Source organism: Cellulomonas sp. P2_F12 (genome assembly GCF_056403775.1).
The window spans coordinates 946,491-970,855 of record NZ_JBFUEV010000001.1 but is presented as its reverse complement, the minus strand read 5'-3'; the positions used below and the strand labels follow the sequence as shown (position 1 = coordinate 970,855).

General features: G+C 69.7%; 17 protein-coding genes. 15 read left to right on the top strand and 2 right to left on the bottom strand.

Annotated elements, in window-relative coordinates:
- Window positions 1-16: 16 nt before the first annotated feature.
- The 7 genes from AC1DWH_RS04450 (at window position 17) to AC1DWH_RS04420 (ending at window position 11,535) form a co-directional block, all read left to right on the top strand.
- Entirely contained in the window at window positions 17-1,336 is a 1,320-nt protein-coding gene (locus AC1DWH_RS04450) for an ABC transporter substrate-binding protein (protein WP_477092641.1), read from the top strand.
- 88 nt (window positions 1,337-1,424) lie between these two features.
- The gene (locus tag AC1DWH_RS04445; protein WP_477092640.1) at window positions 1,425-2,402 is read left to right on the top strand and encodes a carbohydrate ABC transporter permease; all 978 of its coding nucleotides are present in this window, start codon (window positions 1,425-1,427) and stop codon (window positions 2,400-2,402) included.
- Complete coding sequence (locus AC1DWH_RS04440) at window positions 2,395-3,207, top strand: carbohydrate ABC transporter permease (RefSeq protein WP_477092639.1); 813 nt, start codon at window positions 2,395-2,397, stop codon at window positions 3,205-3,207. Before AC1DWH_RS04445 ends, AC1DWH_RS04440 begins: the two co-directional genes overlap by 8 nt.
- Window positions 3,204-6,212: a beta-galactosidase, LacZ type gene (lacZ, locus tag AC1DWH_RS04435; protein ID WP_477092638.1), complete on the top strand. Its 3,009-nt coding sequence runs from the start codon at window positions 3,204-3,206 to the stop codon at window positions 6,210-6,212. The genes AC1DWH_RS04440 and lacZ overlap by 4 nt, the downstream gene beginning before the upstream one ends.
- 115 nt (window positions 6,213-6,327) lie before the next feature.
- Complete coding sequence (locus AC1DWH_RS04430; RefSeq protein ID WP_477092637.1) at window positions 6,328-8,451, top strand: beta-galactosidase; 2,124 nt, start codon at window positions 6,328-6,330, stop codon at window positions 8,449-8,451.
- Window positions 8,448-10,457, top strand: coding sequence for a beta-galactosidase (locus AC1DWH_RS04425; protein ID WP_477092636.1), 2,010 nt, complete (start codon window positions 8,448-8,450; stop codon window positions 10,455-10,457). Before AC1DWH_RS04430 ends, AC1DWH_RS04425 begins: the two co-directional genes overlap by 4 nt.
- A gap of 37 nt (window positions 10,458-10,494) precedes the next feature.
- Window positions 10,495-11,535, top strand: a complete 1,041-nt coding sequence (locus tag AC1DWH_RS04420; RefSeq protein WP_477092635.1) for a LacI family DNA-binding transcriptional regulator — start codon at window positions 10,495-10,497, stop codon at window positions 11,533-11,535.
- 15 nt (window positions 11,536-11,550) lie between these two features.
- On the opposite strand, the gene AC1DWH_RS04415 is transcribed toward AC1DWH_RS04420, so the two are convergent.
- The gene (locus AC1DWH_RS04415) at window positions 11,551-12,528 is read right to left on the bottom strand and encodes a helix-turn-helix domain-containing protein (protein WP_477092634.1); all 978 of its coding nucleotides are present in this window, start codon (window positions 12,526-12,528) and stop codon (window positions 11,551-11,553) included.
- A gap of 317 nt (window positions 12,529-12,845) precedes the next feature.
- Between AC1DWH_RS04415 and AC1DWH_RS04410 the strand changes: the two genes are divergently transcribed.
- Both AC1DWH_RS04410 and AC1DWH_RS04405 read left to right on the top strand, forming a co-directional pair.
- Window positions 12,846-13,718: an alpha/beta hydrolase gene (locus AC1DWH_RS04410; protein WP_477092633.1), complete on the top strand. Its 873-nt coding sequence runs from the start codon at window positions 12,846-12,848 to the stop codon at window positions 13,716-13,718.
- Between the two features lie 173 nt (window positions 13,719-13,891).
- On the top strand, window positions 13,892-14,464 hold the full coding sequence (locus AC1DWH_RS04405) for an NADPH-dependent F420 reductase (protein ID WP_456844740.1): 573 nt from the start codon (window positions 13,892-13,894) through the stop codon (window positions 14,462-14,464).
- A 36-nt stretch (window positions 14,465-14,500) separates the two neighbouring features.
- Here the strand turns inward: AC1DWH_RS04405 and AC1DWH_RS04400 are convergent, their stop codons facing one another.
- Window positions 14,501-15,475, bottom strand: coding sequence for a LacI family DNA-binding transcriptional regulator (locus tag AC1DWH_RS04400; RefSeq protein ID WP_477092730.1), 975 nt, complete (start codon window positions 15,473-15,475; stop codon window positions 14,501-14,503).
- A gap of 158 nt (window positions 15,476-15,633) precedes the next feature.
- Between AC1DWH_RS04400 and AC1DWH_RS04395 the strand changes: the two genes are divergently transcribed.
- The 6 genes from AC1DWH_RS04395 (at window position 15,634) to AC1DWH_RS04370 (ending at window position 24,353) form a co-directional block, all read left to right on the top strand.
- Window positions 15,634-16,947, top strand: a complete 1,314-nt coding sequence (locus tag AC1DWH_RS04395) for an ABC transporter substrate-binding protein (RefSeq protein WP_477092632.1) — start codon at window positions 15,634-15,636, stop codon at window positions 16,945-16,947.
- 10 nt (window positions 16,948-16,957) lie between these two features.
- The gene (locus AC1DWH_RS04390; protein ID WP_456847478.1) at window positions 16,958-17,977 is read left to right on the top strand and encodes a carbohydrate ABC transporter permease; all 1,020 of its coding nucleotides are present in this window, start codon (window positions 16,958-16,960) and stop codon (window positions 17,975-17,977) included.
- Window positions 17,974-18,861 (top strand): carbohydrate ABC transporter permease, encoded by an 888-nt coding sequence (locus tag AC1DWH_RS04385; protein WP_477092631.1) that lies wholly within the window; start codon window positions 17,974-17,976, stop codon window positions 18,859-18,861. Before AC1DWH_RS04390 ends, AC1DWH_RS04385 begins: the two co-directional genes overlap by 4 nt.
- Before the next feature lie 12 nt (window positions 18,862-18,873).
- Window positions 18,874-21,180: a beta-xylosidase/alpha-l-arabinosidase gene (locus AC1DWH_RS04380; RefSeq protein WP_477092630.1), complete on the top strand. Its 2,307-nt coding sequence runs from the start codon at window positions 18,874-18,876 to the stop codon at window positions 21,178-21,180.
- Between the two features lie 84 nt (window positions 21,181-21,264).
- Complete coding sequence (arfA, locus tag AC1DWH_RS04375) at window positions 21,265-22,794, top strand: arabinosylfuranosidase ArfA (protein WP_477092629.1); 1,530 nt, start codon at window positions 21,265-21,267, stop codon at window positions 22,792-22,794.
- Window positions 22,791-24,353 carry a GH39 family glycosyl hydrolase gene (locus AC1DWH_RS04370; RefSeq protein ID WP_477092628.1) on the top strand — a complete coding sequence of 521 codons (1,563 nt, stop codon included), beginning with the start codon at window positions 22,791-22,793 and terminating at the stop codon, window positions 24,351-24,353. The genes arfA and AC1DWH_RS04370 overlap by 4 nt, the downstream gene beginning before the upstream one ends.
- Window positions 24,354-24,365: the final 12 nt, after the last annotated feature.

Genomic DNA, 24,365 nt, shown 5'->3' with positions numbered 1-24,365 from the left:
CCGAAGGGATCACCCGATGAAGAAGACACGCACGCTCGGCGCGCTGGGCGCCGCCTTGACGCTGACACTCGCCCTCGCCGCGTGCAGCGGCGGAGATTCCGGCTCGAGCGGGGACGAGACGACCGGCGCGAGCGGTGGTACCGGCAACAACACCCTGACGGTCTGGGCGTGGGACCCGGCGTTCAACATCTACGCCCTCCAGGAGGCCGAGAAGGTCTACCAGGCCGATCACCCGGACTTCAAGCTCAACATCGTCGAGACGCCGTGGGACGACCTGCAGACCAAGCTGACCACGCTGGCCCAGTCGGGCGAGACGGACCAGCTGCCTGACATCTTCCTCATGCAGAACAACGCGTTCCAGAAGAACGTGATCAACTACCCGGACATCTTCGCCAACTTCACCGACTCCAAGGTGGACTTCAGCGAGTTCCCCGAGTCCGTCGTGGCGTACTCCACGGTCGACGACGTCAACTACGGCGTGCCGTTCGACAACGGGGCCGCGATCGGCGCGTACCGGACGGACCTCCTCGAGCAGGCCGGCTACACGATCGACGACTTCACCGACATCACGTGGGACCAGTTCCTCACGATGGGCAAGGTCGTGCTGGAGAAGACGGGCAAGCCGCTGCTCACCGGCCAGGCCAACTCGGCCGACACGATCATGATGATGCTGCAGAGCGCCGGCGCGAGCCTGTTCGACGACCAGGGCAAGCCGACCATCACCGACAACGACGCGCTGCTGGCCGCCATCGACATGTACGGCCAGCTGGTCAAGGCCGGCGTCTTCGTCGAGGTCAACTCGTGGGACGAGTACATCAACACGATCGTGAACTCGAACACGGCCGGCGTCGTCAACGGCGTGTGGATCTCCGGCTCCATCCAGTCGGCCGCGGACCAGTCCGGCAAGTGGGCCGTCACCAACGTCCCGAAGCTCGACGGCGTCGACGGCGCGACGAACTACACCGCCAACGGTGGCTCGTCCTGGGCGATCACCCCGAACGGCAACGAGGCGCTCGCCAGCGACTTCCTCGACGCGACGTTCGCGGGCTCGACCGAGTTCTACGACACGATCCTCCCGAAGTCCGGCGCGCTGGCCAACTGGCTCCCGGCGGGTGACTCGGACGTCTACAACGAGCCGCAGGCATTCTTCGGCGGTCAGCCGATCTACGCCGACGTGCTGAAGTTCGCCGCGAAGGTGCCCAGCAACAACACGGGTGCCTACTACTACGAGGGTCGGGACGCCGTGAGCGTCGCCATCACCAACATCCTCAACGGCGCGGACCCGAAGGCCGAGCTCGACCAGGCGCAGCAGACCGTCGAGTTCGCCATGGGGTGACCTGAGGGCGGGCGGCGGAGACCAGTCCACGGCTCCGCCGCCCGCTTTCCTGTCCTGTCCGTCACCGCGAAGAAGAGGTGAGCCGCTCGTGTCTGCTCCCACCGCTCCCACCGAGGACCGCGCACCGAGCGCGCCCCCTCCTGGGACGAAGTCGTCCCGAGGGCGTCAGCCCAAATCGGCACCCCTGTCAGCGATCGCGCGCCGCCGCAGCCTGACCGGGTGGACGTTCATCATCCCCGCCGCAGCCATCATCGTGCTGGTCAACTTCTGGCCGATGATCCAGGCGCTCTTCCTGTCGCTGAAGACGGGACGCGGGACCAAGCTGACCTGGGCAGAACCGCTGTGGTTGAACTACCAGCGGCTGTTCCAGGACGACCAGTTCCGGCTGACGCTGAGCACGACGTTCATCTACCTGATCATCCAGGTCCCGATCATGCTCCTGCTGGCGATGCTGCTGGCGAACCTGCTCAACGCGCCGTGGCTGCGGTGGAAGGGCTTCTTCCGAACGGCGATCTTCCTGCCGTGCGCGGTGGGGCTCGTGTCGTACTCGCTGGTGTTCCGGCAGATCTTCGCGACGGACGGCCTCGCCAACGACCTGCTCACGCAGTTCGGGATACTCGACGCTCCCGTCAACTGGCTCGGCCAGACGGGGACGGCCCGGATGGTGATCATCCTCGGCCTGCTGTGGCGGTGGACCGGCTACAACATGATCTTCTTCCTGGCCGCACTGCAGAACATCGACCGCTCGACCCTCGAAGCTGCTCGCGTCGATGGTGCCGGGGGGTTCAAGACCTTCTGGTACGTGACGATGCCGCAGCTCAAGCCCATCATCCTGCTCTGCGCGATCCTGTCGACCAACGGAACGTTGCAGATGTTCGACGAGTCGTTCAACCTCACCGCCGGTGGCCCGGGCAACACGACGATGTCGGTCTCGCACTACCTGTACAACGTGTCGTTCCGCAACAGCCCGAACTTCGGGTACGCGGCCGCCATCTCCTACGCGATCCTCATCATCGTGGCCATCCTGGCCGCCATCCAGCTGAAGGTGGGCGACAAGCGTGACTAGAACAACACTTCGCCGGATTCCCGCATACGTGTTCCTGTCGTTCGCCGTCGTCCTGTCGGTCTTCCCGCTCTACTTCATGACCGTCTCGGCGACGAACACGAGCAACGAGGTCCTGGCGTCCAAGCTGCTGCCGGGTAGCCACCTCCTCGACAACTTCAAGGCGCTCGTCGACGCCCAGCCCCTGGGTACGGCGTTCTACCACTCGGCGATCAACGCCATCGCGACGACCCTGCTCGCCCTGGTCCTGTGCTCGATCGCCGGGTATGCGTTCGAGATCTACCACTCGCGGGCGAAGGACGCCGTCATGGGCCTCCTGCTCCTGGCGATCATGATCCCGTTCGCGGCGACGATGATCCCGTTGTTCCGCCTCTTCGCGCAGCTGGGACTGGTGAACTCGACGGTCGCGGTCATCCTGCCCCTGATCGCGACGCCGTTCCTGATCCTGCTGTTCCGGCAGGCCTCGCGGACGTTCCCGCACGAAATCATCGAGGCGGCGCGCCTCGACGGGCTGGGCGAGGTGAGCATCTTCGCGCGCATCTACCTGCCGACGATGAAGCCCACCCTCGCTGCCGCGGGTGTCATCACCTTCCTGTTCTCGTGGAACAACTTCCTGTGGCCGAAGGTGATCCTCGTCGACAACGCGTACCAGACCTTGCCGATGCTGCTGTCGAACATGCGCGCCGGGTACGTCACCGACTACGGGAGCCTCATGCTCGCCGTGTTCATCGTCTCGGTGCCGACGGTGGTCGTCTTCCTCCTGCTGCAGCGCAGCTTTGCCGAGGGCGTCACGGGGGCCATCAAGTGACTTTCGACCTCGACCGGATCACCGACCCCGAGTTCGTCAAGGAGAACCGGCTCGACGCTCACTCCGACCACCGGTGGTTCGCCTCCCCCCAGGAGTCGGCGACCGGGACGAGCTCCTTCGAGCAGTCGCTCAACGGGTTGTGGAAGCTGCACTACGCGAAGAGCCCCGCGCTCGTCGTCCCCGGCTTCGAGCGGGTGGACGTCGACGACTCCGGCTGGGACGACGTGCCGGTACCGGCCCACGTCCAGCTGCTCGGCTACGACCGCCCGCAGTACACCAACGTGCAGTACCCGTGGGACGGCTACGAGCAGCTGGAGCCGGGGCAGGTTCCCCAGCGGTACAACCCGGTGGCGACCTACCGTCGGACGTTCACCCTCGAGCACCCGCTCGGGCCCGGCGAGCGGCTGAGCGTGAGCTTCCACGGTGCGGAGAGCGCCGTCGCCGTCTGGCTGAACGGCGCCTACGTCGGCTACGGGACGGACTCCTTCACCCCGTCGGAGTTCGACCTCACCGACGCCCTGGTCGACGGCGAGAACGTCATCGTGGCGCAGGTGGTCCGGTGGAGCGCCGGGTCGTGGGTCGAGGACCAGGACTTCTTCAGGTTCTCCGGCCTGTTCCGGGACGTCGTCCTGTACCGCCGGCCGACCGTGCACGTCGAGGACGCCCGGGTGGTGACCGACGTCGCCGACGACCTCTCCGAGGCGACGGTGCGCGTGCGCGTCGTGCTGGCCGGCGACGGCAGGGTGGACGCCCGGATCGCCGGTGCCGGCCAGCTCGTCGGCGACGACGAGCTCGTGGTCCGCATCGAGGGTCCGCGGCTGTGGAGCGCGGAAGATCCTCACCGGTACGACCTCACGCTCGACGTGTACGACGCGTCGGGCCGGCTGACCGAGCACGTCCCCGTCCAGGTGGGTGTGCGCCGGTTCGGCATCGAGGACGGCCTGCTCAAGGTCAACGGGTCCCGCGTGGTCTTCAACGGGGTCAACCGCCACGAGTTCGGCCTCCAGGGTCGTGTGATGACCCGCGAGCAGACCGAGGCCGACATCCAGCTCATGAAGCGGCTGAACATCAATGCCGTGCGGACCAGCCACTACCCGAACAACTCGTTCTTCTACGAGCTGTGCGACGAGTACGGGCTCTATGTCATCGACGAGATGAATCTCGAGTCGCACGCCATGTGGGACCTGGTCAGGTTCGCCGGGGCCGAGATCGACGTGGCGTTGCCCGGGGACCGTCCCGAGTGGCTGCCCACCCTGCTCGACCGCGCCGAGAGCATGCTGGAGCGGGACAAGAACCACCCCAGCGTCGTCATGTGGTCGTGCGGCAACGAGTCGTTCGGCGGCAGGGACATCCTCGAGGTCGCGGAGTACTTCCGTCGCGCGGACTCCCGGCCGGTGCACTACGAGGGCGTCCACTGGGACACCCGGTACCCGCAGACCACCGACGTCGTGTCGCGGATGTACGCGCCGGCCGCCGAGGTCGAGGAGTTCCTCGCGACGCACCGGGACAAGCCCTACCTGATGTGCGAGTACGCCCACTCGATGGGCAACTCGTTCGGGGCGGTCCACAAGTACATCGACCTCGCCTACCGTGAGCCGCTGTTCCAGGGCGGCTTCATCTGGGACTTCGCGGACCAGGCGCTGCGGCTCACCGATCCCACCGGACGCGAGTACTTCGGCTACGGCGGCGACTTCGGGGACGCGCCGCACGACTCCGACTTCAGCGGCAACGGCATCGTCTTCGCCGATCGCACCCTGAAGCCCCTCACGCAGGAGGTGCGCTACCTCTACCAGGGCTACCGGCTCTCGGTGGGCAGCGACAAGGTCACGGTCGAGAACCGTCACCTCGCCACCCCGTCGTCGGTCCACGAGTGCGTCGTGACCCTCGCCCGGGAGGGCCGGGTGCTGCAGGAGGAGGTGCTCGAGACTGCCGTGGCCCCTGGGGGCTCGCAGATCTACGCGCTCCCCGTCACGGTGCCGGCCGCACCCGGGGAGTACACGGTCGACGTGTCCTTCCGGCTGCGTCGCACCACGCGCTGGGCGTCGGCCGGGCACGAGGTGGCCCACGAGCAGGCGGTCGTGGTCGTCCCGGCCTCGGCCTCGGCTCCGACCCGCCGGGTCGTCGCGCCGGAGGTCGTCCATGGCATCCACAACGTGGGCGTGCGGGGCCGGCACTTCACGGCCCTGTTCTCGCGGCTGCACGGGGGGCTGGTCTCGTACCGCTACGGGCTGACGCCGGACGGCGGCCGCGAGCTGCTGCGCTCGGTGCCCCAGCCGAGCTTCTGGCACGCGCCCACCTCCAACGAGCGCGGGTGGGGCGGCCCTGCACAGGACGCCGCCTGGCTGCTCGCCAGCCGGTACGCGACGGCTGTCCGGGGTCCCGAGCAGCCCGCGGTCGAGCAGACCGACGCCGGCGTTCTCGTGCACTTCCGGTACGAGCTGCCCGCACAGGGGGGGGAGTGCGAGCTCTCGTACCTCGTGGACGGTGACGGTCGCGTCGAGGTGACCCTCACCGTGACACCGGGCGCGGGGTTGCCGGACATGCCGGAGCTCGGGCTCCTCCTGACGACCGACCCCGCGTTCCGCAACCTGCGCTGGTACGGAGAGGGCCCCGAGGAGTCCTACGTCGACCGTCGGGCCGGCGCGCGGGTGGGTGTGTGGGAGGCCGACGTCCGCACCTCGCTCACGCCGTACCTGCGTCCGCAGGAGGCGGGCAGCCGGACCGGCGTGCGCTGGGCGACCGTGACCGACGAGCGCGGTGCGGGCCTGCGGTTGGAGTCGGACCAGGGCATGGAGCTGTCGGCCCTGCCGTGGACGCCGTTCGAGATCGAGAACGCCGCGCACCACACCGAGCTGCCGCCGATCTACCAGACGGTCCTGCGTCCGGCGCTCCAGCGGCGTGGGGTCGGTGGCGACGACTCCTGGGGTGCTCAGACCCATCCCGAGTACCGCCTGCCGACGGACACCGAGCTGACGTTCCGGTTCGCTTTCCGGGGCCTCCTCTAGGCCCGACCCGGAGTGGCCGACGGGAGTGCCTGCACTCCCGTCGGCCACCGGTTCACGGCGGCCGAGGTCGGTCGCCCGCTGCACCCGCAGCTTCCACCACCACGGAGAGACGACCATGGCTGTGCAGCACGACCGAGTGCGATTCGGCGCGGCGTACTACTACGAGTACGCGGGCCCGGGGCAGGACCCGAAGCCCGCGACGCTGGAGCGCGACCTCGACCTCATGCAGGCCGCGGCGTTCTCGGTGATCCGGGTGGGGGAGTCGGTCTGGTCCACGTGGGAGCCCGACGAGGGCCGGTTCGAGCTGGACTGGCTCGAGCCCGTCCTCGACGGGGCCCTGGCCCGGGGGATCGACGTGGTGATCGGCACGCCGACCTACGCGCTGCCCCTGTGGATGGTCCGGCGCTACCCCGAGGTCGCCGGTGAGGACCGCACGGGCAGCCCGATGGGCTGGGGAGCCCGGCAGGAGGCCGACTTCACGCACCCCGTGTTCCGGTTCCACGCCGACCGGATCCTGCGCAAGATCGTCGAGCGCTACCGCGACCACCCGGCCGTGATCGGGTTCCAGGTGGACAACGAGCCCGGGCTGCACCTCCTGCACAACCACGGGGTGTTCCAGCGGTTCGTCGACCACCTTCGGCACACGTACGGCGACGTGGAGACCCTGAACCGGGAGTGGGGGCTGGTCTACTGGTCGCACCGGCTGTCGTCGTGGGCGGACCTGTGGACCCCGGACGGCAATGCCCAGCCGCAGTACGACCTCGCCTGGCGCGAGTTCCAGGCGGGCCTGACGACCGAGATGATCGACTGGCAGGCCCGAGCGGTCCGTGAGCTCGCCCGGTCCGACCAGTTCGTCACCACCTGCATCTCCTACGAGCGCCCGGCCCTCGAGGACGCCGATCTCGCCGCCGTCCTGGACGTCACGAGCGGGAACCCCTACTACCGCATGCAGGACGGGCTCGCGCACCCCAGCGCGGCCGTCGTGCCGCAGTACTGGACGACCACCGGCACGTGGACGGTGTTCCAGTCGGGCGACGCGATGTTCTCCAGTCGGGGCGAGCCGTTCCTGGTGACCGAGACGGACGCCCAGGCGATCGGCGGGCCGAGCACCAACTACCCGGCCTACCCGGGTCAGTGGCGTCAGGCGGCCTGGGCGCTGGTCGCGCGGGGTGCGCGGATGGTCGAGTACTGGCACTGGCACACGCTGCACTACGGGACCGAGACGTACTGGGGCGGCGTCCTGCCGCACAGCGGGCGGCCGGGCCGGGCCTACGGCGAGATCGCCCGGCTCGGTGCTGAGCTCTCCCGGGCGGGCGGCGCGATCGCCGATGCGACGCCCGACGCCGACATCGCGATCCTGTCCTCGACGAAGGCGCGGTTCGCGCTGGCCGCCCAGCCGCCGCTGCAGCTCGCCGACGGCACGGGGGACCGCAACAGCTACCCCCGGATCGTCGCGTCCTTCTACCGGGGCGCGTTCGATGCCGGGCTCCAGGTGCGCCTGGTGCGCCCCCGCTACCTGTTCGACGACGCGCCGGCGGAGGCCGCCCGCACGCACCCGGTCCTCGTGGCAGCGGGCTACTACCCGGCCTCCGACCGCGACCTCGACTGGCTGCGCCGGTACGCCGAGGCCGGCGGGCACCTGGTCGTCGGACCCCGGACCGGGTACGCGGACGACGAGGCGCGCGCACGGGCCGAGACCCAGCCTGCGCGCCTGTCCGGGCCTGCCGGAGCCTGGTACGACGAGTTCGCGAACCTCGACGAGCCGGTCCCGGTGCGCGGGTCCGACGCGTTCCCGCTCGAGGAGGGCGCCGCGGCGACGGCCTGGGCCGAGTGCCTCGTCGCCGACGGCGCCGACGTCCTCGCCACCTACGACCACCCGCACCTGGGAGCCTGGGCGGCCGTCACCACGCGGGCGTTCGGCGCCGGTCGGGTGACGGTCGTCGGCACCGTCCCGGACCTGACGCTCGCCCGCAGCCTCGCGCACTGGTTGGTACCGACACCGCTCGCCGGATGGTCCGACCTGCCACCGAGCGTCACCGTCCACAGCTCGACCCGACCCGACGGCGCGCGTGTGCACGTCGTTCACAACTGGTCCTGGGAGGCCACCGTGGTAACCGTTCCTGCTGACCTCGACGTCATCGCGGCGCCGCACGGGTCCTCGCCGACCCCGGTGCGGTTCGCCGCGGGCGACACCGTCACGCTCGGCGCGTGGGACGTGCTCGTGGCGGTGACCCGGTGAGCGCGCGCTGGACGGGCCCGTGGCCCTCCGACGGCATCGCGTTCGGAGCGGACTACAACCCGGAGCAGTGGCCGGAGGAGGTCTGGGCCGACGACATCGCGCTCATGCGGGAGGCCGGCGTCACGCTGGTGAGCGTCGGGATCTTCTCCTGGGGTCAGCTCGAGCCGGAGGAGGGCGTCTTCGACTTCGGCTGGCTGGACCGGATCCTCGACCTGCTGCACGAGGCCGGCATCGGGGTGGACCTGGCGACGCCGAGCGCCGCGCCGCCGGTGTGGCTGCACCTGAAACACCCGGAGATGCTGCCGGTCGACGCCGACGGCATGCGGTTCACGCACGGCAGCCGCGAGTCGTGGTGCGTGAGCTCGCCGGTCATCCGGCACCACGCCAAGCGGATCGCCCGGGTCGTCGCCGAGCGGTACGGCCACCACCCCGCAGTCAAGATGTGGCACGTCTCCAACGAGCTGGCCTGCCACAACGGCCGCTGCTACTGCGACGTGTCCGCGGCGGCGTTCCGCGACTGGCTGGGCAAGGAGTACGCGGACGTCGACGCGCTCAACCTGGCGTGGGGGACCGCGTTCTGGGGGCAGCGCTACGCGAGCTTCGAGCAGATCCTGCCCCCGCGACGTTCCACCACGATCCCGAACCCGGGGCAGCGGCTCGCGTTCGAGCGGTTCTCCTCCGATGCGTTCGTCGCGCACCTCGAGGCCGAGGCGGCGGTGCTGCGCGAGGTGACGCCGCACCTGCCGGTGACCACCAACTACATGGTCATGGGCGACTTCCACCAGATCGACTACACGCAGACGACGCCGCTGGTCGACATCGTCTCCAACGACCACTACCTGTGGTCGGAGAATCCCCGCGGCTGGGCGGAGCTCGCGTTCAGCGCCGACCGGACGCGCGGGCTGGCCGGCGGCGACCCGTGGATCCTGATGGAGCACTCCACGAGTGCGGTGAACTGGCAGCCGCGCAACATCGCCAAGGAGCCCGGGCAGATGCTGCGCAACTCGCTGCAGCACGTGGCCCGAGGCTCCGACGGCGTGCTGTTCTTCCAGTGGCGCCAGTCGCGCGCCGGTGCGGAGAAGTACCACTCGGGGATGGTCCCGCACGCCGGGCGCGACTCTCAGCTGTTCCGGGACGTCGCCGAGCTGGGGGCGACCCTGGGTCGGCTGGCCGAGGTGCGGGGGAGCACCGTCGAGCAGGCACGCGTGGCCCTGCTGTGGGACACCCAGGCGTGGTGGGCGGCCGAGCTCGAAGCCCGCCCCACCGTCGACCTGCGCTACCTGGATCTCGCCCAGCGCATGCACAGTGCGCTGCTCGACGCCGGCGTCACGGTCGACGTCCTGCCCGCCGCCGCGTCGCTGGACGGGTACGACGTCGTCCTCGTGCCCACGCTCTACCTGGCACCCGAGGGCCTGTCCGACCGCCTGACCGCGGTCGTCGCCAGGGGTGGGCACGTGCTCGTCTCCTACTTCTCGGGAATCGTCGACGATCAGGACCGAGTCCTCCTGGGCGGCTACCCCGGGGCGTTCCGGGACCTGCTGGGGGTGCGCGTGGAGGAGTTCGCGCCCTTGCCGGCTGAGGGGACCACGACGCTGAGCGACGGGAGCACGGGGGAGGTCTGGACCGAGCGGATGACGTCGACCGGCGCTGAGGTCCTGGCGACGTACGTCGACGGACCGTCGGCGGGCGGTCCCGCGGTCACGCGGCGAACCACCCGGGCGGGCGGCGCCGCGTGGTACCTGTCGACCCGCCTCGACCACTCGTCCCTCACCGGTCTGCTCGGTCGCGTGCTCGCGGCGGCCGGCGTGTCGTCCCTCGTCCCGTCGCCCGGTGGCCTGGAGGTCGTCCGTCGGACGACGACGACCGGGAGCTGGCTGTTCGCGCTCAACCACACCGGCACGGACCTGCCTCTGCACGTCTCCGGGCACGACCTCGTGGCCGACCGACGTCACGAGGCGGGGGCGGACGTCCCGGCATGGGGCGTCGTGGTCGTCCGCGAGGACTGAGCCGATCGGTGCGCTCGTTCCCCTAGAGTCACCTGCGATGGGACCGACGACCGCGCCGCGCAGACGCCCGACGATCCGTGACGTCGCGGCTGCGGCCGGCGTGTCCCGGGGCACGGTCTCGCGCGTCATCAACGGTGGGCACTGGGTGTCCCCGGACTCGCTCGCGGCCGTCGAGGAGGCGATCCGGACCACCGGCTACTCCGCCAACCCGCACGCGCGCAGCCTGGTCACCGGACGGTCGAACTCGGTGGCGTTCCTGCTCACCGAACCCCAGCACCTGCTCTTCGAAGACCCGAACTTCTCGATCCTCCTGCGGGGAGCCGCCGAGGCGCTGGCCGTACGCCGGATGCCGCTCCTGCTCATGGTCGCGGGCACCCCCGACGAGCAGAAGCAGGTCTCGTCCTACGTCGGCGCCGGGCACGTCGACGGTGTCCTCGCGATCTCGTCGCACAGCGGCAACGCCCTGCTCGACGCGCTGGTGCGGCAGGGCATCCCGATGATCTCCTGCGGCATCCCGCTCGGCTTCGAGGGCAGCGTCGGCTACGTCGCCGCCGACGACCTCGGTGGCGGGCGGCGGATGACGCGGCACCTGCTCGAGATCGGCCGCACCAGGATCGCGACGATCACGGGACCCCTGGACACCCCCGGGGGCAGGCTCCGGCTCGAGGGTTACCGCGACGAGCTCGGGTCGCTCTACGACGAGTCGCTCGTGGCGCACGCCGACTACTCGCGCGACGGTGGCGCGGTGGGGATGCGGACGCTCCTCGAGCGCCGACCCGACCTCGACGCGGTCTTCGTGGGCTCCGACCTGATGGCTGCGGGCGCCCTGCAGGTGCTGCGCGAGGCCGGCAGACGCGTCCCGCAGGACGTCGCGGTCGGCGGCTTCGACGACTCCGGGCTCGCCGCGACGCTCGACCCGCCGCTCACCACCATCCGGCAGCCGCTCGACCAGATCGCCGGCGAGATGGTGCGCCTGCTGATCGAGCTGGTCGAGGGCGGGGAGCCGGCGGCCGTCACCCTGCCGACCTCGCTCGTCGTGCGCGCCAGCACCGGAGCGGTTCCGCAGACCCCGTCCTGACGGGGCGTCCGGGGCCTAGGAGAGTCTGGATGGCGGCTGGGTCGCCTTGAGGTCACGCCACTCCCGGGGTGTGACGCCGTAGGCCTCGCGGAAGACTCTGCTGAAGTGCGTCGCGTCCGGGAACCCCCACTGGCGCGCGACGGAGGCGATGGTGCGCGCCCGGGCGTTCGAGTGTGCGAGCTCGCGGCGGCACGCCTCCAACCTCTGCGTACGGACCCAGTCCCCGAAGCTCACTCCCGCGCGGCCCAGGACCGTGTAGAGGTGCCGGACGGAGATGTTGTGCGCTGCCGCGACCCTTCCCGGAGTGAGATCGTCGTCGGCGAGGTGCGATCGCAGGTACTCCAGGAGTCGCATCTCCAGGGTGGTCTGAAGGGACTCCTTGCCGAGGGCCGGGTCGCCGAGGCTGGAGACGAGGGCGGCGCGAACCAGGTCGATCGTCGGCTGGGCCAGGTTGTCGGCGACCGCCCGGGTTCGCAGTCCAGGGCTGATGGCGAGCTGGCCCAGATAGGTGGAGGCCAGCGCTGCCACCGGGTCGTTGCTGCCCAGTGCACGCGACGACACCTCCCGGATCGCCGAGTCGGGCAGGGCAAGCTCGGCGATAGGGATGCGGAAGAAGTGCGCGTCCAGGCCACCGTCGAACATCAGCGTGTACGGGCTGGTCGTCGTGTAGACGGCGAACTGGCCGGTGCGCAGCTGGGTGTGCCGGCCGTGCTGCGCCATCGCCGAACCGCCGGCGCCCTGCAGCGTGAGGAACAGCTGCGGCTCGGACCCGTCGTGAGCGAGTCGTGGGCTCCGCGTCACCGTGGTCGCCATCGACCGCACCGTGAGCACCTGCACCGGGCCCGCAACGGAGAGGGCGAGCTCGACGTCGATGTGGCGAGGATCCTCCGGGAGGTCGATGTCGACGCGTACGACGTTGCTGCCGACCGCCTCCCGGACTGCGGCAGCGCGATCGACTCCTGGCGCCTCGGCAGCACTCCAGACGGTCGTCATGCCCTCGCTCCATGCCTGCACGTGAGCTTCGTCGTCGCGGCCGGGCGGCCACGTCCGTCCAGCATGGTCACGGTCCCGTCGGCGCACAACCCCGTCGGGACGGCACGCAGGAACGGCAACGAACCGTGCACGGTCAGCACATATCTGGTCGGCCAGGTCGTCCCGGGCGCGGCGCTTGCTGGCCGACCGCGCCAGGTCGGCCGTCGACGCGTGCACGCACGGCACAGATTCGCGCAGCCTGGACCAACGCACCGGTGGCGCCCCGACCTAACGTCTCCAGACATCCACCGCACGATCGACAGGAAGGCGATGACGTCATGAGCGACTCCCCGCGACAGACCCTGACGGAGCGCGAGCTCGCCGAGCTGCGGATCGCGAACGACTCGGGCCGTCAACCGGTCCTGTTCGTTCACGGGCTGTGGCTGCTGTCCAGCAGCTGGGACCGTTGGCGTGCCCTGTTCGAGGAGGCCGGCTACGCAACCGTGGCTCCGGGATGGCCCGACGACCCGGACACGGTGGCCGAGGCGCGGGCGAATCCTGAGGCGTTCGCGCACAAGATGGTGCAGGCCGTGACCGACCACTACCTCGAGGCGGTCCGCGAGCTGACCAGGAAGCCCGCCATCGTCGGTCACTCCTTCGGCGGCCTGATCGTCCAGAAGATGGCGGGCGAGGAGGTCGCCGCGGCGACCGTGACGATCGACCCTGCTCCGGGTCGAGGTGTCCTCCCGCTGCCCGCTTCTGCGCTCAAGGCCGGCTCACCTGTGCTCGGTAACCCGGCGAACTCCCGCCGCGCGGTGACCCTGACGTTCGACGAGTTCCTGTACGGCTGGGCCAACAACCTCGACGAGGACGAGGCCAAGCAGCTGTACGAGGAGTTCCACGTGGCCGCGTCGGGCGTGCCGATCTTCCAGGCTGCCGCGGCCAACCTCAACCCCTTCAGCGAGGCGAGGGTGGCCTACAAGGCACCGCAGAGGGGACCCCTGCTGGTCGTGTCCGGCGAGAAGGACCACACGGTGCCGCACGCGATCTCCTACGCCGCCTACAAGAAGCACAGCAAGAACCCCGCCGTCACGGAGTTCGTCGAGATGGAAGGCCGTGGCCACTCCCTGACCATCGATCACGGGTGGCAGGACGTCGCGCAGACCGCGCTCGAGTTCATCCAGCGCTGTGCCCCGCCGGCAACGGCGTGACGCATGACCGGTCGAGTCGCGGGCGGAATCCAACGTCGGCCCGGGCGTCCTGTGGCGCGGCATCCGACCTGTGAGTCACGTCACATCGCTGACGATTACTTGTAGCGTCAACTATTCGCGAGTACGGTGATTACTTGTAGGTACAAGTAATCCCATCAGCGAGGAGCAGCACCGTGGCGAACTTCAGCATCATCGGCACCGGCAGCATGGCGAACGCGATCGGCGGCGTGCTGGCCGACGGCGGCAACGACGTCGCGTACGTGACGCGCGAGGACGTCGGTACGGCGCCCCTGAACGACACGGTGATCCTCGCCGTGCCGTACGCCGCGGTGGACGGCATCGTGGAGAGCTACGGCGACCAGCTCGCCGGCAAGACCGTCGTCGACATCACCAACCCCCTGGACTTCGCGACGTTCGACTCCCTCGTGGTGCCGGCCGGAAGCTCGGCCGCGGCGCAGATCGCCGCGAAGCTCCCGTCCTCGACGGTGCTCAAGGCGTTCAACACGACGTTCGCCGCGACGTTGTCGTCCAAGCAGGTCGGGGGAGTGCCGACGTCCGTCCTGGTGGCGGGCGACGACGCCGACGCCAAGGCGGCGCTGATCTCGGCCGTCGAGGCCGGCGGGGTCAAGGGGCTCGACGCCGGGTCGCTCGCGCGTGCCCACGAGCTCGAGGCCATCGGCTTCCAGCAGCTCGTCCTGGCCGTCGGCGAGAAGATCGCGTGGACCGGCGGCTTCGGGATCGTCTGACGCGCACGCTCTGCGTCGAGCAGGTCGTCGCTGACCTCAGAGTGCGCGGCAGGACGCCCGCTCGACCAGCTCCGTCGGCAGCCGCACGTGCACGTCCCGCTCGACGCCGTCGATGAGATCCACCAGCAGATTCAGGGCCTCGGAGCCGAGGCGCTGGATCGGCTGGTTGATCGTGGTCAGCGGGGGAGAGGTGAGCGCGGACTCGGGCACGTTGTCGAAGCCGATGACCGACAGGTCGTCGGGCACCCGGAGGTCCAGGCTGCGCGCGACCTCCAGCGTGGCGATGGCCGAGAGGTCGTTCGCAGCGAAGATCGCGGTCGGACGGGGGTCCTGCGTCAGGAGCTGGCGCGCCGGCTCCCTCGCCGTCTCCGTCTTGTATCCGCCGACACGCACGGAGTCGTCGTCCACGGTGACCCCCGCGTCGGCCATCGCCTGCCGGAACCCGGCCTCGCGCAGCCGGGCGGACTCGAGGTCGCCACGGCCGCCGAGGAATCCGATCCGTCGGTGCCCGAGGGACAGCAGGTAGGTGGTGGCGAGCACCGCGCCGGCGAAGTTGTCCGAGTCGACCGTCGGCAGCTCCGACGGCCCGGTGTGCGGGTCGACGGCGACGACGTGGACCCCGTGGTTGGTCACGCCGACGGTCGGGGTGACGATGATCGCGCCGTCGATGAGCGTGCCCGAGAGCCGCGACAGGTAGCGTCGTTCCCATCCGACGTCGCCACCGCGGCCGCCGCCGGAGTAGGCCAGCAGCTCGTAGCCCGTCGAGGCGACTGCGGCGGACGCGCCCTTGAGCAGCTCCGTCGAGAAGGGCTCGAACTCAGCGACGAGGATGCCGAGCACGTTGGTGCGATGGCTGCGCAGGCTCTGCGCCCCGAGGCTCGCGGAGTAACCGAGCCGCTCGATGACCTCCTGGACGTGGTCGACGGTGCTCTGGGCTACCCCGTACCGCCCGTTCACCACCTTCGACACGGTCGCGACCGAGACGCCCGCGTCGCGGGCGACGTCGGCCATCTTCACGCGAGGCAGGAACTCCACGGAGCGATCATAGACGGAGCCCGATCGTGTCGAAACCGTTATCGATAACGATTGACGAGACCGTGACACTCGTCGCAGAATCTCCATCGCCAGGCTTCGACCTACCCGTCAACGACGACAGAGGAGTTCCCTTCATGGCAAGGAAGATGCGAGGTGCGGCCCTGGTCGCACTGGGTGCGGGCATCGCGCTCGCGGTCGCCGGATGTTCCAGCTCCGACAACGGCAGCGGTGACGACAGCACCGCGGACGCCTCCAACCCGGTCGAGATGACGCTCTGGACCAACGCCACGACCGGACCGGGCGGCCAGTTCTTCAAGGACACGGTCGCGAGCTTCGAGACCGCGAACCCCGGCGTCACGATCAAGATCCAGACGGTCCAGAACGAGGACCTCGACGGCAAGCTGCAGACGGCGCTGAACTCGGGCGACGCGCCGGACATCTTCCTGCAGCGCGGTGGCGGCAAGATGGCCGCGATGGTCGACGCCGGCCAGCTCATGGACATCACGGACTCGATCACGGACGAGACCAAGGCCGGCGTGGGCGAGGGCGCCTTCAAGGCCGAGTCGATCGACGGAAAGACGTACGCCATGCCCGTCGCGACCCTGCCGGGCGGCTTCTTCTACAGCCAGGACCTCTACACGGCTGCCGGCATCACGACCCCGCCCAAGACGCTCGACGACCTGGTCGCCGCGAACAAGGCCCTCAAGGCGTCCGGCGTCTCGCCGATCGCGCTCGGTGGCAAGGACGCCTGGCCTGCCGCGCACTGGTACTACTGGTTCGCGCTGCGCGAGTGCAGCGAGGACGTCCTGAACGAGACCGCGAAGTCGCTGCAGTTCGAGGACGACTGCTGGACCAAGGCCGGCGAGGACCTGGACGCGTTCGCCAAGGGTGGCAACTTCAACGAGGGCTTCCTCTCGACGTCGGCGCAGCAGGGTGCCGGCTCGTCCGCCGGTCTCATCGCCAACCACAAGGCCGGCGCCGAGCTCATGGGCGCCTGGGACCCGGGCGTGATCGGGTCGCTCACGCCCGACGCGAAGCCGCTGCCTGACCTGGGCTTCTACCCCTTCGTCTCCGTCCCCGGCGGCAAGGGTGACCCCAAGGCGATCATGGGTGGCGTCGACGGCTACTCCTGCTCGGCCAAGGCCCCGAAGAAGGCCTGCACCGACTTCCTGAACTACCTCACGTCGAAGGACGTCCAGGAGGCCTACTACAAGGCGTTCAACGCCCCCCCGGTGAACAAGGACGCGCAGGCTGTCGTCACCGAGCCGTACCTGAAGGACGTCATCGCCGCGTTCAACGACGCGCCCTACGCGTCGCAGTGGCTCGACACCCTGTACGGCCAGAACGTCGGCAACGCGCTGAACGGCGCGGTGGTGAACCTCCTCGCCGGCCAGGGCTCGGTCGAGGACATCATCAACGCGGTCAACACCTCGTCGGCCAAGGGATAGCTAGGACGTCATGAGCGATTCACCGGTCAACCCGTTGGCCGTGAAGAACTCGCAGATCGACCGCTCGGCGGTCGGGGTCGGCAGCTCGCCGGCCCCGGCCGCCGCCCGGCCGCGCCGACGTGGTGTGGGCTGGCGTCAGCGCTTCGAGATCGCGATTCTTTCCGGGCCAGCCGTCCTCGTGTTCGTCGGCTTCGTCATCCTGCCGGTGTGCCTCGCCGCGTACTACGGCTTCTTCCGCTGGAAGGGCTACGGCAAGCCGACCGACTTCGTGGGGCTGAACAACTACAAGATCATCCTGACGGACCCCGAGTTCCATGCGGCGCTGTCGCACAACCTGTTCATCGTCGTTGCGTCCCTGCTGATCCAGGGCCCGATCGCCATCGGGCTGGCGCTGCTGCTGAACCGGCCGATGCGCGCCCGCTCGCTCATCCGGGTGCTGATCTTCGTCCCGTACGTGGTCTCCGAGGTCATCGTCGGGACGGGCTGGAGCCTCATGCTCCAGAGCGACGGCGCGCTCAACGGCCTGCTCAACAAGGTCGGGCTCGGCGCGCTGGCGAGTGAGTGGCTGTCGAACCCGGACATCGCGATCTGGACCTTGATGGTCATCATCTCGTGGAAGTACATCGGGTTCGCGGTGATCCTGTTCATGGCCGCGCTGCAGAACATCCCGCAGGAGCTCTTCGAGGCGGCCTCCATCGACGGCGCCAGCTACTGGCAGATCCAGCGCAGCATCACGCTGCCGCTCCTCGGCCCGACCCTGCGCATCTGGGCGTTCCTGTCGATCATCGGGTCGCTCCAGCTCTTCGACCTCGTGTACATCATCTGGGGTCAGTACGTGGCGGGCACCGCAGGCGTCTCGACGATGGCGACCTACATGGTCCAGTACGGCCGGACTGCCGGGAACTTCGGGTACGGCAGTGCCGTCGCCGTGGTCCTCTTCGTCATCTCCCTGATCATCGCGCTCGTCTACCAGCGCTTCGTGCTGCGCCGCGACACGGCCGGCGCCCTCACGGACAAGGCCACACGATGACTGCCTCGACCATCCAGCTGCCGGCACCGAAGCCGCCCGCCCGGCGGCCCGGCGTGAACTCCCGGAGCCGGGGTGGTGCAGGCCCCGCGACGTACTTCATCGCGCTGCTGCTCGTCTCGGTGATGCTCGTGCCGATCCTCTACATCATCATCGGCGGCTTCCGGACGAACGCGCAGATCACCACCGACCCCGCGGGCTTTCCGTCGCCGTGGAAGCTGACGAACTACGTCGACGTCCTGACCAACTCGACGTTCTGGCGCGAGGTGGGCAACTCGACGATCGTCGCCTTGTTCACCGCTGCTGCGGTCGTCGCTCTCGGGCTCATGTGCAGCTACGTCCTGGCGCGGTACCAGTTCAGGGGCCGGGGCGCGCTCTACGCGTTGTTCGCCGCCGGCCTGATGTTCCCGATCACCGTCGCCATCACGCCGCTGTACATCCTGGTCCGCAACTTCGGGCTCATCAACAACCTCGGCGGCGTGATCCTGCCGCAGATCGGCTTCGGGCTCCCGACGACGATCATCATCCTGGTCCCGTTCCTGCGGGCGATCCCGGACGAGATCGAGGAGGCCGCCTCGATCGACGGCGCCAGCAAGCTCGGGTTCTTCTTCCGGATGGTGCTCCCGCTGTCGCTGCCGGGCGTCATCACGACCGGCATCCTCGCGTTCGTCGGCAGCTGGAACGCCTACCTGCTGCCCTTGTTCATCCTCAACGACCAAGGAACGTTCACGTTGCCCCTCGGTGTGCAGGCTTTCTCGTCGCAGTACTCAGTGGACACCGCCAAGGTGCTCGCGTTCACGTCGTTGTCCATGATTCCGGCCCTGGTGTTCTTCTCGCTGTTCGAGCGGCGGATCGTGGGCGGACTCCAGGGCGCGGTCAAGGGCTGAGGGGAACCCGCCATGACGGAGATTCGTACGTTCGCGCCCACGGGCGCTTCCTCCGACGCCGCGCGAGCGGTCGACGAGGTGCGCCTGCTCGACCTGCTCGGTCGGATGACGCTCGAGGAGAAGCTCGCCCAGGTGGTGGGCTTCTGGGAGAAGGCCGACGGAGAGTCGGTCGCGCCCCTGCAGGGCGAGTTCGCCGCGCCGGCAGTGCTCGATGAGTTCGCGCGCCATGGGCTCGGACACCTGACCCGCCCCTACGGCACCCGTCCGGTGGAGGCCGCCGAGCGCGCGGCGTGGCTGTGGGAGTTCCAGCGCGGACTCGTGAACGGCACGCGCCTCGGCATCCCGGCGATCGTGCACGAGGAGGTCCTCACCGGCCTCTCGGCGTGGGGGGCCACGACGTACCCGACGCCGTTGGCGTGGGGCGCAGCGTTCGACCCGGAGCTGGTCGAGGAGATGGGCGCCGCCATCGGCGACTCCATGCGGGTCCTCGGCGTGCACCAGGGCCTCGCGCCCGTGCTCGACGTCGTGCGGGACCCGCGGTGGGGGCGTGTCGAGGAGTGCATCGGCGAGGACCCCTACCTGGTCGGCACGCTCGGCACGTCCTACGTCCGGGGCCTGCAGTCGCGCGGGGTGCACGCGACCCTCAAGCACTTCGTCGGCTATTCCGGCTCCCAGTCGGGCCGCAACTTCGCCCCGGTGCACGCAGGTCCGCGGGAGATCGCCGACGTCCTGCTCCTCCCGTTCGAGATGGCTGTCCTCGACGGCAACGCGCGCTCGGTCATGCACGCCTACACGGAGATCGACGGCGTGCCGGTCGCGTCCGACCCGGCGATCCTCACGGGGATCCTGCGGGACCAGTGGGGGTTCGACGGCACGGTCGTGGCCGACTACTTCGGCATCGCTTTCCTGCACCTCCTGCACCACGTCGCCCGTGACCTGGGCGACGCCGCCGGGCAGGCGCTCGAGGCGGGCGTCGACATCGAGCTGCCGACCGGTGACGCCTACGGACGGCCGCTGGCGGACCGGATCCGGTCCGGCGAGGTCGACGAGGCCCTCGTCGACCGAGCGGTGCTGCGCGTGCTGCGGCAGAAGGACGAGCTCGGGCTGCTCGACGCCACGTTCGACGACGCGCCGCCGACGGACATCGACCTCGACCCCGCGGAGCACCGAGAGCTCGCGCGGCGCCTCGCCGAGGAGTCGGTGGTGCTCGTCTCGAACGACGGCACGCTGCCCGTGCGTGGTGTCTCGCGGCTCGCGGTCATCGGCCCGAACGCGGACCGGACCGACGCTCTGTACGGCTGCTACTCGTTCGTCAACCATGTCCTCGCTCAGCACCCCGGCTTCGACGCCGAGCTCGACGCGCTGACCATCGTCGAGGCGATCCGCGCCGACCTTCCCGGTGCCGCCGTTCGGTCCGTGGCCGGCTGCGCCGTGGACGACGACGACCGCTCCGGATTCGACGCCGCGGTCGCCGCGGCCACGGAGGCCGACCTCGCCGTCCTGGTGGTCGGCGACCACGCCGGCCTGTTCGGTCGCGGGACGTCCGGCGAGGGCTGCGACCGGGACGACCTCGAGCTGCCCGGCGTCCAGCGCCAGCTCGTCGAGGCTGTCCTGGCGACCGGGACGCCCGTGGTGCTGGTGCTCGTCACGGGCCGGCCGTACGCGATCGACTGGGCGATCGAACGGTGCGCGGCCGTGGTCCAGGCCTTCTTCCCCGGGGAGGAGGGGGCCGGCGCGATCGCCGGCGTGCTGTCCGGGCGGGTCAACCCGTCGGGCAAGCTCCCGGTGAGCCTCCCGCGCTCCGCCGGGGCGCAGCCCTACTCCTACCTGCACCCGCCGCTGGGCGAGGGGCGTGAGGTCACCAACCTGGCCTCGACCCCGGCCGCGCCGTTCGGGCACGGACTGTCGTACGCGACGTTCGCGCACGAGGACCTCACGGTTCCTGCCGAGGTGGCGACGGACGGCTCGATCGTTGCCGAGGTCCGGGTGACGAACACCGGGACCGTGGCGGGTGACGACGTCGTCCAGCTGTACGGGCGTGACCTCATCGGATCGGTCACGCGCCCCGTCGCGCAGCTGGTCGGGTACCGACGCGTGCGTCTCGAGCCGGGAGAGTCCGTGACCGTGACGTTCGCGGTCCCGACGACGCGCCTCGCGTTCGCCGACCGGACCATGCGCCGGGTCGTCGAGCCGGGCGACGTCGACCTGTGGGTCGGGACGAGCCAGCACCGCGACACCGTCGCCCGCACGACGTTCGTCGGTGACGTGCACCTGGTGTCGTCGGCGTCGGCCCGGTGGACCGTGACCGAGATCGGCTAGCCGCCGGTCGGCGCCGCCCGCTGGTCGGCGCCGACCGTCTCTCGCTGGTACCGCTTCTCGCCGCCCGACCCGCGAAGGAAGCCCATGAGCAACGCCCACGTCGTCATCGACCCCCGGTTCACGGTCGGGCCGGTCAACCGCCGTCTCTTCGGATCGTTCGTCGAGCATCTCGGACGCTGCGTCTACGAGGGTCTGTACGAGCCGACGCACCCGCTCGCCGACGACGACGGATTCCGCGCCGACGTGCTCGCTCTCGTCCAGGAGCTGGGCGTGACGACCGTGCGCTACCCCGGCGGGAACTTCGTCTCGGGCTACCGCTGGGAGGACGGTGTGGGCCCCCGCAGCGCGCGGCCCCGCCGGCTCGACCTCGCGTGGCACTCGCTGGAGACCAACGAGGTCGGGCTGGACGAGTTCGCGCGCTGGTGCCGCACGGCGGACGTGGAGCTCATGTACGCGGTCAACCTCGGTACGCGCGGCATCGAGGAGGCGCTCGACGTCCTGGAGTACGCGAACATCCCGTCCGGCACCACTCTCTCGGACCGCCGGGTCGCGAACGGGTCGCGCGAGCCGCACGACGTGCGCATGTGGTGCCTGGGCAACGAGATGGACGGCGACTGGCAGCTCGGCTACCGCACCGCCGACGACTACGGTTCGTTGGCCGCCCGGACCGCCAAGGGGATGCGGCAGCTCGACCCGGACCTGGAGCTCGTCGTCTGCGGCTCGTCGGGCTCGGCCATGCCGACCTTCGGGTCCTGGGAGCGCACGGTGCTGCGGCACACGTACGACGACGTCTCGCACATCTCGTGCCACGCCTACTACCAGCTGCACGGCGACGACCTGGGCTCCTTCCTCGCGTCCGCGGTCGACATGGATTTCTTCATCGAGTCCGTCGTCGCCACCGCGGACGCCGTGAAGGCCGAGCTCAAGAGCGACAAGACGATCCAGATCTCGTTCGACGAGTGGAACATCTGGTACTTCGAGGAGCACCAGGCGGCCGAGAAGGAGCGGACCGGACGCTGGCAGGTCGCCCCTCGGCTCCTCGAGGACCGGTACACGGTGGCCGACGCGGTGGTGCTCGGGAGCCTGCTGATCTCCCTGCTCAAGCACGCCGACCGGGTCACGGCGGCGAGCCTGGCCCAGCTGGTCAACGTGATCGCCCCGATCATGACGGAGCCGGGTGGCCCGTCGTGGCGCCAGACGACGTTCTTCCCGTTCGCGCTGACCTCGCGCCTCGCCCACGGGGTCACGCTCGCCACCACGATCGACGTCAGCTCCTACCCGACGGCCCGGCACGGAAGTGCTCCGCTGCTCGACGCGACCGCGACCTACGACGAGGCCACGGGGCGCGTCTCGGTCTTCCTCGTCAACCGCGCACAGGACGCGCCGACGACCGTGACCATCGACGTCTCGGGCTTCGGGGACCTCCGGGTCGACGAGTGCCACGGTGTGCACGACGCCGACGTGCGTGCGGTCAACGATCTGCAGGACCCGACCCGCGTCGGGCCGACCGTGAATCCGACGCCGCGCATCGAGGGCGGCATCGTGACGCTCGAGCTGCCGCCCGTCAGCTGGACCGTGCTCACGCTCGAGCGCTGGCCGGGAGGAACCGCATGACAGAGACCGTGATCGTTCCCGCGTCACCGCTCGGGCCCATGCCCGACGCCTGGCGTCGCTGCATCGGCACCGGACGGATGAACCTCGCCCTCCGAGCCGACTACCAGGCCTCGCTCGCGCGGGTGCAACGGGAGATCGGGTTCACCCACATCCGCGGGCACGGGCTGCTCAGCGACGACATGGGACTCCTACGGACGGACGACGTCGGCGGTCGCTCTCACCGCCGATACTCGTTCACCTACGTCGACCAGGTCCACGACTACTTCCTGTCGCTCGGGATCAAGCCGTTCCTCGAGCTCGGGTTCATGCCCTCGGCTCTCGCCTCCGGGCCGGAGACCGTCTTCTGGTGGAAGGGCAACATCACACCGCCTGCCGACGTGCACGCGTGGACCGACCTCGTGCAGGCCCTGCTCCGCCACCTGATCGACCGCTACGGCATCGACGAGGTCCGGACCTGGCCCATCGAGGTGTGGAACGAGCCCAACCTCGACATCTTCTGGAAGGACGCCGACCAGGACGCCTACTTCCGGCTCTACGCGGCGACCGCCCGGGCGGTCAAGGACGTCGACGCGTCGCTGCAGATAGGCGGGCCGGCCCTGGCGCCGGGTTGCGACGCGTGGTGGTCGCCGTTCGCCGCGTTCGTCGAACGCCACGACGTGCCGGTCGACTTCGTGAGCAGGCACGCCTATTCCTCGTACGAGCCTGCGGAGATCCCCTTCGGCACCTACCAGAGGCTCATGCCACCCTCGGCTCTGCTGGATCAGTTCGCCGAGCCCCGCGTGCACCTCGCCGGAACCCGCCTCGCGGACCTGCCCGTGCACATCACGGAGTTCAACACCTCGTACCGGCCCGACAACCCGATCCACGACACCGCCTACAACGCGGCCTACCTGGCGCCCGTCCTGGCCGCGGGAGGGGATCTCGTCGACTCCTTCTCCTACTGGACCTTCAGTGACGTCTTCGAAGAGCTGAACATCCCGACCTCGTTCTTCCACGGCGGCTTCGGCCTGCTCACGCACCGTCAGATCGCCAAGCCGACCTTCCACCTCTACGCCTTCATGGCTCGTCTGGCCTCCCAGGTGCTCGCGCGCGGCGAGGACCACCTGGTGTGCACGGATCCGGACGGTCGACTGACGGTCCTGGCCTGGCAACCCGTCGGCGCCGGCGACGGACCAGCGGCCGACAGCCACGAGCTGACCCTGTCGGTCCCGTGCAGGTCCTCAGGGTCTCCGCTGCCCGACGGGTCCGGCATGTTCGTCCGGCGCGAGAGGGTCAACGAGACGGCCGGCAACGCGTTCACCGCATGGCGCGAGCTCGGCCGACCGGCGTCACCCACCGTCCGGCAGCTCGACGACCTGCAGTCGTGCGCGACCCCCGCCCTGGAACACACCCGGCTGACTGTGGACGACGGACGCGTCACCCTGCGCCTGTCGCTGTCGCAGCACGAGGTGACCCTCGTCGAGCTGACCCCGGTCGTGGACACGATCTACGACGGCCTGGACGACCGGCGACTGCTAGGCGGTGTCGACGACCGCTTCGTGCTCGAGCACGAGCGCTGAGACTCGGGCTCG